The sequence below is a fragment of the Asticcacaulis aquaticus genome (assembly GCF_028550415.1).
Taxonomy (GTDB): Bacteria; Pseudomonadota; Alphaproteobacteria; order Caulobacterales; family Caulobacteraceae; genus Asticcacaulis; species Asticcacaulis aquaticus.
The window spans coordinates 1-13,832 of sequence record NZ_JAQQKX010000013.1 but is presented as its reverse complement, the minus strand read 5'-3'; the positions used below and the strand labels follow the sequence as shown (position 1 = coordinate 13,832).

The following is a 13,832-nucleotide window of genomic DNA, read 5'->3' as shown; positions in this document are numbered from 1 at the left end:
ATTGCGACAATTATCATATAAATCTTTTGACGCAACGGCAAATCGTCCGACGATCCTTAGGGCGCCTTCGCCTTGGCGCACGATCCTTGCAAACCGTCTCAGGACTTTGCCTATTCAGGGTATGCGACACAATTATCTCCGACGATTTAATACGATCTCCGTCGTGGACTGCGTTATGGTTTTTATCTGCGAAAGGAGCCGGTCGTGCGCGAACACCACCCGTTGGAAACAGTCTCAGATACGGCCACCCGTCTGGCGCTGAGCGAAGGCCGTGCGGGCCTTCTGACCATCGATCTCGGGGCTCTGGTGTGGAACTACGACCGATTGCGGCAGGTGGCCGAGGGCGCCCGCGTCGCCGCGGTGGTCAAGGCCGATGCCTACGGGCTGGGGGCAGAGCGCGTCGCCGGGACGCTGTATGACGCCGGATGCCGGGACTTCTTTGTCGCCCTGACGACCGAAGCCGTCGCCCTGCGGCCTAACCTGCCGTCCGACGCCCGCCTCTATGTGCTAAACGGATTGCTGCCCGGTGCCGAGGCGCTGGCTGTGACCCATGATCTGATACCGGTCCTGAACAGCCCTGAGCAAGTCGCGCGCTGGTCCGCCACGGCGCAACAGACAGGTCGCACGCTCAAGGCGGTTGCGCAGGTCGATACTGGCATGTCGCGACTGGGGATGCAGCCTGATCAGCTACGGACACTGGCCGCTGAACCGCAGCGACTGGAGGGGATCGACCTCACCCACCTGATGAGTCATCTGGCCTGCGCCGATGAGCCTCAGCACCCCGCCAATGCCGACCAGTTCAGGATCATGACCGAGATGTCGGCCCTGTTCCCGCACCTGCCCGTCAGTTTTGCCAATTCCGGCGGCGCGTTTCTGGGGCAGAGCTATCACAAAGCCCTGGTCCGTCCGGGCATCGCGCTTTATGGCGGCGCGCCGTCCACCGACGGCAATCCCATGCGGCCCGTCGTGACGCTTGAGGTCGCCGTCATCCAGACGCGCGAGGTTCTGGCGGGTACACGCATCGGCTATGGCGGCACGGTCGTTGCCGATCAACCTTTGCGGTTGGCGACCCTGTTGGCGGGCTATGCCGACGGCCTGCCGCGCGCGCTTAGTCACCACGCCGGGGTGTGGTGGCAGGGCGTCCGTTTGCCCTTTATCGGCCGCGTGTCGATGGATTCGATCATCATCGACATCAGCGCCTTGCCCCAAGGCGCACTGAACCCCGGCGATTTCGTCGAGCTTATCGGCCCGAACCAGTCGATCGACGACCTGGCAGCCGACGCCGGGACGATTTCCTACGAAATCCTGACGGCGTTAGGGTCACGCTATTACCGGCATTATGTGGAGGCTTAAGGCATGAAGATCGTCATCCTCGGGGCCGGGGTCATCGGCATCACCTCGGCCTGGTATCTGGCGAAAGCCGGCCACGAGGTCACTGTCATCGACCGTCAAAGCGCCCCGGCGCTGGAGACCAGCTTCGCCAATGCCGGGGAAATCTCGCCCGGCTATTCATCGCCCTGGGCCGCGCCGGGTATCCCGCAAAAGGCCGTGAAGTGGCTGTTCATGAAACGTGCGCCGCTGATCCTCAATCCGCTGTTCGACGCCGCGACGGTGAAGTGGCTGGCGGCCATGCTGCGTAACTGCACGGCGGAACGCTATGCGATCAATAAGGCGCGCATGGTGCGCGTTGCCGAATATAGCCGCGACTGCCTCAAGGCCCTGCGCGAAGAGACCGGTATTCAGTACGATCATCGGACTCAGGGCACGCTGGAAGTTTTCCGTACTCAGAAACAGATCGACGGCATTCAAAAAGATCTGAAAGTCCTCGAAGCGGGCGGCGTGCCGTTCGAGGTGCTCGACGTCGCGGGATGCGTCAAAGCCGAACCCGGTCTGAGCGGTGCGCGCGACAAGCTGATGGGCGGGCTGCGCTTGCCCAATGACGAAACCGGCGACTGCTTCCTGTTCACGCAAGGATTGGCGAAAAAGGCCGAGGCCTTGGGCGTCAGATACCTGTTCGACACGACCATCGACGGTATCCGCACCGACGGCAATCGCGTCGTCGCCGTCGCCACCTCGGCGGGCGAGATCGAAGCCGATGTTTTCGTCGCCGCGCTGGGCAGCTATACGCCGCAGATGGTCAGGCCGCTCGGCCTGTCGGTGCCGGTCTATCCGGTCAAGGGCTATTCGATCACCGTCCCGATCGCCAACGAGTCCCGCGCGCCCGTCTCCACAGTCATGGACGAGGCGCACAAGGTCGCCATTACGCGGCTGGGCGGACGTATCCGCGTCGGCGGCATGGCCGAAATCGCCGGTTTTTCAAAAGCTTTGCCGCAGAAGCGTAAAGACATGCTGACCTATGTCGTCGAAGACCTGTTCGAAGGCGCGGGTAATCAATCCGAAGCGAAATTCTGGTCCGGCCTGCGCCCGATGACCCCCGACGGCACACCCGTGATCGGCAAGACGCGCTACGACAATCTGTGGCTCAATACCGGCCACGGGACGCTGGGCTGGACCATGTCGTGCGGCTCGGGCCGCGTGCTGGCCGACCTGATCTCCGGCCTTAAGCCGGAGATCAGGACCGACGACCTCGCCTTGAGTCGATATGGTTAGAATAACCAACGGATACCGATACTTGCAACCGTCTCCTGAGTTGGTTTATCGCTCATCTGCGCCATATCCCGCGTCGAACCGAGTTTTTGCGTGTGGCTCAACGCGACATAGGGCGCGAAGCGACGGCTGATCTCATATCTCACCTGAAGCGCTACCTCGGCTTCGGTCAGCCCGGTGCCAAGGCCCAGAGCCCGGTCTTCGCGGGCGTTGTAATCGACCGCCAGCGACGGTTCGGCAATCAGGCGATTGGTCAGCAACCAGTCGTTCGACTGCCGCAACCGTGCGCTCACCGCGCCGTCGTCGCGGACGAAGACGTGCATCTCCGTCTCGAAGAAGTAGGGTGCCAGACCGCTGACCCCGGCTCTGAGATAGGTGTGATCGCTGTCGCCGATGTCCTGCCGCACGCCGATCTGTGCATCCCAGAAGGTCGCGATATTGCGGCTGTAGAGCAGCGACAGGTCGCCGTTTTTGCCCTCGCCTTCGCCCTTGAGCCACAGCTTGTGCCGGTCGCCACCGACCCAGCCGTCGATATCCCACTGCGCGACATCCTTACCGTCGTGCCACGTATATCCGGTCTCCAGCCGCACAGCGTTATAGACGGCGCCGCTATGATCGTGCGCGGGATCCTGTGCCTGAGCTACAACCGGCAGCAACACCAAAAGCACCGCATATTTAATGATGCTCATGGTGACCTCCCGCCTTTTCGACCTTTTCCTGAGTTGGCGGTGTGAACGCCACATCGGGCGCGGCCACCGTCACCGTCGTCATCATGCCCGACGCCATATGGAACAACAGGTGACAATGAAACGGCCAGTCACCCGCCTCATTGGCCGTCAGCAGGACCGAGACGCTCTGCCCCGGCGGGACGATGACGGTGTGCTTGTTAGGCCGGTCGGCGGCGGCCTGACCGTTTTCCAACTGCGTGAACATGCCGTGCAGATGGACCGGATGCGCCATCATGGTTTCGTTGACATAGGTCAGACGCACCCGTTCGTTCCAGCCCAGCGTGAATCCGTGTTTCGGGTCAAAGGTCTTGCCGTTTATCGTCCAGATATAGCGTTCCATATTGCCGCCCAGCCGCACCGCGATCTCACGCGTCGGGTCGCGCAGATCGGTTTGCGGCGTCAGGCTTTTGAGATCGCCATAGGCCAGCACCTTGGCCCCTTCCGGCGCACCGGTCTTCGTCCAACCGCTGGTCAGGTCCATAGCACTCATATCCATATAGGGATCGTCGTGCATCATGAGTTCCATATTCATGTCGCCCATGCTGAGAATCGCCCGCGGCCGCGGCGTCGGTTTTTCGCCGGTCATACCCGCCCGTGGGGCCAGCGTGCCTAGGGCAAAGCCCGTGCGGTCCAGCGATTCCGCCGCGATGGTGTAGGCCTTGTCATCAGGCGGCGTGACGATCACATCGTAGGTTTCGGCGTTACCGAAGCGGAACTCATCGACCTCGATGGGCTGCACGGGCTGACCATCGGCAGAGACCACGGTCATCTTCAAACCGGGGATGCGCACATCGTACATGGTCATGGCCGAGGCATTGATAAAACGCAGCCGCACCCGCTCACCGGGTGTGAACAGGCCGGTCCAGCTCTGATCCATACCGTTGACGAGGAACCGATACCCCGTCACGTCCGACAGGTCGGTCGGCAGCATTCGCATCTTGCCCCACTCCTTCGCCGATTTGAGCGCCTTACCGAGACCCTGAACGCGGGCATCGTTGATCAGATCACCAACCGTGCGGCGGTTATACTGGTAATATTCCGACGATTTCTTCAGGTTGCCCAGGATGCGCTCGGCGCTGTCCTGATGATAGTCGGACAGCAGCACGACATAGTCCCGATCAACATTGATTGTATCAGTTTGCACGGGATCGATGACGACCCCCGCATAGAGCCCATCGGCCTCCTGACCCAGTGTATGAGCATGGTACCAATAGGTGCCGGACTGGCGAATCTTAAAGCGATAGGTGAAGGTTTCACCCGGCGCGATGCCTTTGAAGCCGTTGAATCCCGGAGCGCCGTCCATCAAACCGGGCAGCAAAAGTCCGTGCCAGTGGATCGAGGTCGCTTCGCTTTTCATGGCGTTGGTGACGTGGATCACCGCCTCGTCGCCTTCTTTGAAGCGCAGGACGGGACCGGGAATGGTGCCGTTGACCGTGATTTTACTGACCGGCTTACCGCCGATCGCCACGATCTGACGGGCAATGGTAAGATGATAGTCTCGAACCGGCGCGGGTTGCGCCAAAGCGACCGTTATCCCCATGCACCACATGAGAAAACCGGCCAAAATAGCTAATTTCATATCTATATTCCTGAATGCCAACACAGGCGTCCGTGCGGACGCAATTCGGGTGTCAGACGTTCAGGCGGGGTGGCCGCATAAGACCTTCGCCGTCATGCGAGGGCCGATCGGCGGCATTTTCAGGTCGCAGGACCACGGGCGTATAATGGACCGGCGTAGCGATCCGGGGCGCGGACAGATCGGCTACGGCCCCCTGACTGACGGGGCAGTGACAGGCTGTGTCGCAATCGTGTGCGGGGGCTTTGGCGGGCTTATGAGACGCCGCCATTTCATGACAGGGCATGGCGACGGGGGCATCACGACGCACCTGCGCATAGGCGGGCGCTGTCGTCGTCGCCAGGACGAAGATCAACACCCCCCACAAAGCCAGACACCGCCTGAGCATAAATCCTGTCGCTCCTGTACCGTGCCCTACCCTACAGGGATCAGGGTTTCCACTCAACGACATTGTTGCCGGTCGAAATTTCCTTCGGTGTGCCGTCCAGTTCGAGCCGCACCCGCACCGCCTTGGCCCCCTGCGGCAGGGTCAAAGCCACATCCTTCGTCTTTGGCAGCAGGTCGAGCGGTGCCGCCAGTGTGGTAAACGCCGCGCGCGCCAGAACCTTGCCGGGGGTTGTTTCGACAATAACCGTGCCGGCCGGCGTCGGTTTCGCCCCCAGCGAATGGACGCGGACCGTCAATTTGCGCCCATTGAGCGTGAGATCGTCTTTCGACAGACCGATATCGGGCCGGTTCGACGGGTCTTCACCGGGCGTCACGAGCGTGAACTGATAGACCATGGTCCGGCGCGACGGGAACAGCAGCGGCAGGGGCGACCCGCGTTCCATTTCGACCGTTTGATCGAATGTAACGGCATCGGGCAGATCGTCGCCATCGGCATCGATGCCGCCCGTCACGCGCCACGTCCCCGACGCCATCTGATCCGCCGTCAGCACGCCCGTCACCTCACCCGTTTTCAGCAGATTATAACCGATGACGCGGAAGGCCTTCGGGGCGCCGTTGCGGACCAAAAGCGCCACATCCTCCGCCTTGCCGCCAGTGAACGCCCAGCGCACCAGATTACCGGGATAATAGACGTTGCGACGATGACCGACGCCGCCCAGTCGCGTCCGTTGCAGCAACTCGTTAGCCACGCTGACGCGATCGGACCACAGATGGCCTTCGGTCAGGATCGGCATGCGCTGGATATTGGCCTCGATTTCGCGCCCATAAAGGTCGCTGATCAGCGATTTGTCACCCGTTTGCTGCCAGCGGACGAAGGCCGCGAACTCCGTGTCACCGATGCCGCCCAGATTGCGGTCGATGGCCCCGCCCTTGCCGCCGACCTCGCCCGCGACGATCTTCTGCGCCAGAGCCGTCCCACCGGGGGCGCGGGCCATGACGTCGGCATTGATCTGCGACAGGTTGCTGAGGTTGCCGCGCTGGATATCGCCTTCGATGGGCCGCAGATATTTCGCATCCCCGGTCCAGATATAGGCCGCCCAGAACAGGCTGATCGCGCTTTGTACGCCGTTGCCCGCGCCCTTGTCCGTCGCCCATTCGATATCCGACGGGAAGGACCAGTTGCCTTTGGCATCCTGCTTTCCATGCGCCAGCCAGCCGTCGGCGACCTCCAGCAGCAGGGCCTTTGTCGTCGGATTACCGTTGTAATCGACCAGCAGCAGGCCCGGATGGGTGATCAGCAGACCGAACTGCCTTTGCCAGCCCAGCGTCCCTTCGCGGTAAATTTTCGTGCCGCTGAAATAGGCGCTGACCTCGTGGCGGTGTCCGGCGGGATTGACCTCGAATAGGCGCGGAAATTCGCGCGCCACGGCCATGCCGCGCTCGATGGCGGTGGGATTGCCCCAATCCATCTGCATCGATTGGGCTACCGTATTGATGCCTTCCTCATAGGAATGCAGTTCGTCGGTCGCAATACGGCTCAGGCCCCCACTCCACATACTGTTGGCGTAGGTCGCATTGAGCACCTTCCGCTGCGACGTGATATAGCGCTGCGGATCGACACCCATCAAAGCCAGCGGCACCCAGGCATTGACCAGATCGGTATCGTCGGACAGGCCGCCGCCGAATTCGCCGTTGTCCACCTGACGCTCGTCGATCCACCAGTCGACGAAGCGCTTGTATAGTTTCAGATCTTCAATCTGCCGCGCGGCCCATACCGGCACGTCAGGATCGCGCGGCGGCAGGACGACCGGCGCATAGGGCTGTTCCGGGTTCTTCTCGACCCAGTAGGCGCGCGCCAGAGCATTGCCCGGATCGACGCGCAGGACGTCGGTGATATCGCGCTCGAACCGCGTCCACAGCGGATAGGCGCGGATATTGGGCTGTTCCTCGACGAAGAAGGCGAAATTGTCGCGCGCCTGCTCCATGCGGTCGGCGACATGTTCGGCTTTCGCCTCTGACGCGGGTTTGAAGACCAGTCGCACCTGCGCGCCGTTGAGCGCCTGCGCGTCGAAGCCGCCCCCGGCGGCGGCGATGGTGATGATGAAACTCGCCGTCGGCGGCAGGATGCGGTCGCGCGTATCGAGCCACAGGGTCCGCGCCTCATTGGGTTTCACCGCGACGTTAATATCGATCAGATCGCGCTCTGGCCAGTTCGGGTCGCGCACACGAATATTCAGCGGCAGCAGACCGTTGTGTGTCGGCTCAACCTTCATCGCCGGCAGGTCGAGGGCGATCCCGTCCAGCCCCGCGTCCATATTCTCCCAGCCATAGGAAAAGCGCGTCGGCCCCTCGCCCGGTCGCGTATCGCGGAAATCGCCGGGAATCAGCAGGTGCACGACCGGCGCACCTTTCGCGCCCGGTTTCACAGCTTTACGCGGCGCGCCCTTGGGCAGGACGACGGCCACCGCACGTTCTTCCGGTACAAAGCGACCGCCGATAAAGCCGCGCACCTCGTCCAGCGCCGGATAAAGCCCGGCATCGGCGGACGTATCGACCGTGTAGCTTAAGGTCGCGTAACCCGCAGGCACCTCGCCCTTACTGACATTATAAGCGGCGATTTCCTGAATCGGCGTTTCCTGCGCCGTGTTCTCGAAGCGCAACTTGCCGCCCGTGTGATCAGCCACGACGGTCGAGGTTCGTTCGACTCCTTTTGTGCGCTTAAACAAAAGCTTGCCGTCGAGATTTAAACTGCCGTAGGCGGCACCGGTCAGCTCGATCCGGTTCCACGGCTCGTCGGGCAACGTCAGGTCATAGGCCTTGCCGCCTTCGGAATAGACGTTCCAGTCGGGCAGTTCGAAATAATCGTGCCGCCCTTCGAGGCGCGACCGGTTATAGACCCCCGGCCACGTCGTTTCGCGGATACCGTCAGCGCCCTTGAACATCTTCGCCTTCAGGTCGCGCGTGTCGATGAATTCGACCTTGCGGATGCGGGTGACAGGATCGCTCAGATAGGCGGGCGCGGTCGTCTCCCAGCCGTAGCGCTTCAGCCATGCGGTGCGGTTATCCGGCAAAACCGGTACGGCGGGCGTCCCGTTCGCCGCCAGCGCCGCGACACCCGCATCATCCAGTCGCCGGTCATAGATGCGGATTTCGTCGATATCGCCCGAGCGACGGAAATTGTACATCGAATGGACCTGATAGGGCGCGACGATGCGCTGAAACGGCCCGAAGGCGTAGAGGCCCGAGTCATAAAGCGCCGCCCCGTCCTTCTGTGCGGCAGGCTTACCGTTGATCCACAGCTTGACGCCGGTCGTCTCGTCCCACGCGAAGGCCACATGTACCCATTCTTCCTTGGCCGGAATACGGTCCATTTTAAACGAGACGCGCGAGCGGCTGAGATTGGTGTCGGTCACAAAGGCGTCGAAACCGTGCCCGTTCCAGTCGATGCGCAACCATGCCATGTCCCAGCTGGTGCCGTCCGCCGCGCCGACGCGAAACACCGGGAACGGTGCTTCCCCCAGAGGCTCGCGCGGACGGAAAAAGAACGACAGGGTGCCGCGCTGGGCATAGATATTGTTGGCGGCGGGCCAGACCAGAGTCAGGGTATCATTGAGACCCAGTCCCGGGCCCCTGGCGCCGTTCGGGATCGTCTGCGCGCCGACAGAGAAAAGCGGCTCTGCCTGTCCCGCTGCCTGTTCGGCGACCAGTCCCTTGTCCCCCGAAAGTGAGAACAACAACCCGTCTCCAGCCACTGCGGGCGACGCCAGCAGGGCGGCGATCAGGCAGGCATATGGTTTCATTCGGCGGCTCCCCTTGATGGCCGCTCTGACGGCGGCCCGATTTGTCATGGCTGTATAGCCCTCGTTTCACGCTGCGGCGACCGAAAACCGTCCCTCGCCACTTCGCCGCGCGCAAAAACTATGCAGGCCACCTTATGAGCGCGCATAAACGCCCCGGACCCGGCGACGGACGGCACACAAAAAAGTGTCTTTTTGCAAAGGTTGCATTTGATACTATGCTTCCCTATTGTGGAGGTTCCGATGCTTACCCAGACACCACCCGCCAACCCGCTTGGACTGAACGGTTTCGCGTTCGTCGAATTTACCGGCCCGGATATCGAGGCCATGGCCGCGCACCTCGTCAGGCTTGGCTTTACCGCTGCCGCGCATCATCCGACCAAGGCCATTACCCGCTACGTGCAGGGCGGCATCACCTTCCTGCTCAATGCCGAGCCTCGCGGTCAGGCGGCGGATTTTCGTGCCGTACACGGCCCGTCGGCGAACGGCATGGCGTTTCACGTCGCCGATCCGAAGACGGCGTTTGAAGGCGCGTTACGCCGCGGTGCCACCGCCGCCGATCCCGCGCAAGGGGCTCTGGAGAAGGACAGCTACGTGCTCAACGGCATCGGCGGTGCCTATCTCTATCTGGTAGGCGACGATGACAACCTCTATGACGACTGGACCCCGATCGAGGGCGCGACCGAAGCCGCCCACAGCGTCGGCCTGACTCTGCTTGATCACCTGACCCACAACGTCCATCGCGGCCAGATGCGTACCTGGGCCGAATTCTACAACCGCATCTTCGGCTTTGAGGAGCAGAAATATTTCGACATCAAGGGACAGGCGACGGGCCTGTTTTCGCAGGCCATGATCGCGCCGGACCGCGCCATCCGCATTCCGCTCAACGAATCCCAGGACGACCATAGCCAGATCGAGGAATTCCTGCGCGAATACAATGGCGAAGGCATACAGCACATCGCGCTGACGACCGACAATATCTACGATACGGTCGAGAAGCTGCGGGCGCGCGGCGTCCTGTTACAGGACACGCCGGAGACCTATTACGAGTTGGTCGACAGACGCGTCCCCGGCCACGGCGAAGACCTTGAACGGCTGCGCCGGAACCGCATCCTGATCGATGGCAAGGTCGGCGAAGAAGGCCTGCTGCTGCAGATTTTTACCGAGCCGGTGTTTGGCCCGATCTTTTTCGAGATTATCCAGCGCAAGGGCAATGAAGGCTTCGGCAACGGCAATTTCCAGGCCCTGTTCGAGTCGATCGAACTGGATCAGATCCGTCGCGGCGTCGTCAAGGCCTCCTGATACCGCACAATCGCAACCATATCATGGGAATCGGTGGCTTTTCCCCGCCGATTCCCCGGGGCGCACCTCCCATTATGTCGCAATTGAAACCATATCGACGTTCTGAAATCATAGCGCCAAAATCAGCATACAAATTTGGCAGATAAGCATCGTACTCGAATAAGAATAATGTTATTAGAAATAAACTATGCTGTTTTTACAATAGATAGTTTCGATTGCGTGACGGTTTAATGGCGATTTATTGACTAAGATCGCCATATATTTTCACATGATACGGTCTGCACTGCCGTAGTGCCGAGTTGTCGCAAGACTCAGGATCGTACAGTAAATGAAAAAATCTCCCCGAAGTGTGCTTATGGCGGCGGCCATAAGCTCGACCGCCGTGATGGTCTCCCTGCTTTCCGCTGCATCCGTCCACGCGCAAACCACTGCCGAAAAGGACACCTGCACTAGCGAAACCGCCGATAAGGCCGCCTGTAAGGACGAGAAGATCGAGGAAGTCGTCGTCACCGGCACGCGTCTGCGCCGCACGGAATTCAACGCCACCTCGCCCGTCCAGATCATCTCGACCGAGAAGGCCGAACTGGAAGGCGTGGTCGATACGACGCGTATCCTGCAAAGCTCGACCATCGCCGCGTCGGCCTCGCAGATCGACAACGGCTATACCGGTTACAACGTCACCGGCGGTCCGGGCGTCAACACCCTGTCGCTACGCGGTTTGGGCGCCAACCGCACCCTGATCCTGATCAACGGTCACCGCGTCGGCCCGGCCGGTACGCGCGGTCAGGTCGGCCCCGTCGACCTCAACACCATCCCGTCCTCGATCGTCGAGCGCTACGAAATCCTGAAGGACGGCGCCTCGGCCATCTACGGTTCGGACGCCATCGCCGGCGTGGTCAATGTCATCACCAAGAAGAAGTCCACCGGCGGCAGCCTCAAGGCCTTCACCTCCCTGCCCCAGCATGGCGGCGGCGAGACCTATAATGCCAGCCTGAGCCAGTCGATCAACGAAGGCAATTTCCACGGCCTGTTCAGCCTCGACTATTACAAGCAGGAAGCCTTGCGTCAGGGCGACCGCGATTATCTGGCCTGCCCGGAACAGCGCATCACCTATATGGACGGCACGCGCGCCGACGTCGTCGATCCCGCCACCGGCAACTACAAGTGCTACGGCCTGATCGCCAGTGTGCTCTATACCGGCAGCTACTACGTGTTCGACCCCAGCGCCTCCAACGGCCTGAAGCGCGTCATCTACACCGGTTCGACCGCCGAAGAATCGCGCACCTCGCGCGCGGTCGCGCCCTATATGCAGGACCGCTACCTGTCGAAGACGGTGATCTCGCCGGTGACCCGCCGGTCGGTCAATTTCACCGGCGGCTACAGCTTCGACAACGGCACCGAAGTCTATGGCGACTTCATGTACAACCGCCGCACCTCGCGTCAGGAAAGCTGGCGCCAGTTCTACCCGACCGTCAGCGCGTCGAACCCGAACAACATCCTGAAGGCCACCAGCTACCCGATCATCCTGATCCCCTACAATGTCGATCAGGACGTTCACTATACCCGCGCCCTTGTCGGTATTCGCGGCGACCTGCCGGAACTGGGCTTCCTCAAGGGCTGGACCTACGACGTCGCCGCTCAGGTGTCGCATAACAACGCCACCTATGGCTACGACTTCATCTATAACGACCGCGTCAACGCCACTGTCGGGGCCAGCGTCTGTAACACGGCGCTGCTGACCACGGCGACATCGTGCCCGACCGGCGGCGTTCAGTACTATCGTCAATCGACCGTGGAAAGCGGCGTCTTCTCGGAGGCCGAAACCGCCTTCCTGTTCGGCTACGAAAAGGGTCAGACGACCTATCGCCAGTCCTATATCGAAGCCAGCATGTCCGGCGACCTGTTCGAACTGCCCGCCGGTCCGGTGGGGGCCAGCTTCGGTTTCATGCTGCGCAAGGAATATATCAACGACACGCCCGGCATCAACGCCCAGAACGCCAACTACTGGGGCCTGACGACTGCCGGTCAGACGGTCGGTCGCGACTCGATCAACGAAGTCTATGCCGAATTCGGCGTGCCGATCCTCAAGGACCTGCCGTTCGCCAAGACCCTCGACCTGGCCGTGTCCAGCCGTTACAGCGACTACGACTCCTACGGTTCGAACACGACCTACAAGGCCAGCCTGAACTGGGCCGTGACCGACACCTTCCGCCTGCGCGGCTCCGAAGGCACCTCGTTCCGCGCCCCGTCCCTGTATGAGCAGTATCTCGGCAATCAGGTCGGCTATTCAACCCAGCTGTCGGTCGATCCGTGCATCAATTACGGCACCTCGACGACGATCTCGGAGACGGTGAAGACCAACTGTAAGGCGCTGGGCCTCGCCAGCACCTATGCCGGTCTCGGGTCTTCGGCCACGGTCTATACCGGCGGTGGCAAGGCAGCAGGCCTTCAGCCCGAAACCTCCGATAACCGCACGGTCGGCCTGATCTGGACGCCGAAATTCACCAATGCCAGCGTGGCGATCGACTTCTTCGAGACGAAGATCAACAACCAGATCACCACCTACGGCTCGTACAACATCGTGTACGAGTGCATGAACTCGGCCAACATGTCGTCGCCCTACTGCTCGCTGTTCACGCGCGATCTGGTCAGCACCTCGTCGACCTTCGGCAGCATCCGCACGATCCAGAACGCCTATGTCAACGTCGCCGAACAGTTCATGCGCGGCTTCGACCTGACGCTGGCCTATAACCGCAAGTTCAGCTTCGGCAACCTGTCGATCTCCAGCCAGCACTCCTTCGTGCGCAAGTGGACCTACCAGCTGAAGAACGCCTCGACGCCCACCAACTATCTGGGCTATGTCGGCTATCCGGAATATGTCGGTAACCTGACGGCATCGCTGCGTCGCGGCAGCTATACCTTCACCTATAACGGCACCTTCGTCGGCGAGACGTCGGACTTCGACTATTACAAGACGAACTGCTACACCGGCACCCTTCTGGGTGTCGCCAATCAGACGTACTGCTACGACATGAACACCGAGTTCTACGCCAACCACACCCTTTCGGTGCGCAAGGCCTTCGACAAGTGGAACCTGATCGCATCGGTACGTAATCTGGCCGACGAAACCCCGCCGGAAATCTCCAACTACGGCGCGGCACGCTACGGAAACGCCGCCCTGACCAGCCAGTACGACCTGCTGGGCCGGACCTTCACCCTCTCGATCGAGCGGAAGTGGTAGGTATCGACCGGACAGGTATGCCCCTGCCGCACCTCAGAGCGGCGGGGGCAACCGATCCGATCCAGGCCAATCTGATCTAGGTTCGAGACTCAATCAGTCCACCAAGTAATTGCGATAGCAATAGCGATGGCGGCAGCAAAATTGGCTGCGAGTTTGTCGTATCGGGTGGCGATGCGTCTCCAGTCCTTTAATCG

At 61.2% G+C, this 13,832-nt stretch carries 8 protein-coding genes and 1 pseudogene; 4 read left to right on the top strand and 5 right to left on the bottom strand.

Annotated elements, in window-relative coordinates:
- Positions 1–204 precede the first annotated feature (204 nt).
- The gene (gene alr, locus PQU92_RS14700; RefSeq protein ID WP_272749004.1) at positions 205–1,353 is read left to right on the top strand and encodes an alanine racemase; all 1,149 of its coding nucleotides are present in this window, start codon (positions 205–207) and stop codon (positions 1,351–1,353) included.
- A 3-nt stretch (positions 1,354–1,356) separates the two neighbouring features.
- Positions 1,357–2,610: a D-amino acid dehydrogenase gene (locus PQU92_RS14695; protein WP_272749003.1), complete on the top strand. Its 1,254-nt coding sequence runs from the start codon at positions 1,357–1,359 to the stop codon at positions 2,608–2,610.
- Here the strand turns inward: PQU92_RS14695 and PQU92_RS14690 are convergent.
- From PQU92_RS14690 to PQU92_RS14675, 4 genes are read right to left on the bottom strand one after another with little or no spacing between them, the layout of a single operon-like run.
- Positions 2,607–3,296: a copper resistance protein B gene (locus PQU92_RS14690; protein ID WP_272749002.1), complete on the bottom strand. Its 690-nt coding sequence runs from the start codon at positions 3,294–3,296 to the stop codon at positions 2,607–2,609. The two genes, PQU92_RS14695 and PQU92_RS14690, sit on opposite strands and share 4 nt — an antisense overlap.
- Positions 3,283–4,914: a multicopper oxidase family protein gene (locus PQU92_RS14685; protein ID WP_272749001.1), complete on the bottom strand. Its 1,632-nt coding sequence runs from the start codon at positions 4,912–4,914 to the stop codon at positions 3,283–3,285. The genes PQU92_RS14690 and PQU92_RS14685 overlap by 14 nt, the downstream gene beginning before the upstream one ends.
- A 52-nt stretch (positions 4,915–4,966) precedes the next feature.
- A complete protein-coding gene (locus tag PQU92_RS14680; protein WP_272749000.1) occupies positions 4,967–5,299 on the bottom strand; it encodes a hypothetical protein in 333 nt (110 codons plus the stop codon).
- A 40-nt stretch (positions 5,300–5,339) separates the two neighbouring features.
- Entirely contained in the window at positions 5,340–9,098 is a 3,759-nt protein-coding gene (locus PQU92_RS14675; RefSeq protein WP_272748999.1) for a LamG-like jellyroll fold domain-containing protein, read from the bottom strand.
- A gap of 240 nt (positions 9,099–9,338) precedes the next feature.
- Here PQU92_RS14675 and hppD point away from each other — a divergent pair, with 240 nt between their 5' ends.
- Positions 9,339–10,397, top strand: coding sequence for a 4-hydroxyphenylpyruvate dioxygenase (gene hppD, locus PQU92_RS14670; RefSeq protein WP_272748998.1), 1,059 nt, complete (start codon positions 9,339–9,341; stop codon positions 10,395–10,397).
- 328 nt (positions 10,398–10,725) lie between these two features.
- On the top strand, positions 10,726–13,638 hold the full coding sequence (locus PQU92_RS14665) for a TonB-dependent receptor plug domain-containing protein (protein ID WP_272748997.1): 2,913 nt from the start codon (positions 10,726–10,728) through the stop codon (positions 13,636–13,638).
- 89 nt (positions 13,639–13,727) lie between these two features.
- On the opposite strand, the pseudogene PQU92_RS14660 reads toward PQU92_RS14665, so the two are convergent.
- Positions 13,728–13,832: pseudogene (locus PQU92_RS14660) on the bottom strand (IS5/IS1182 family transposase); the annotation flags it as partial.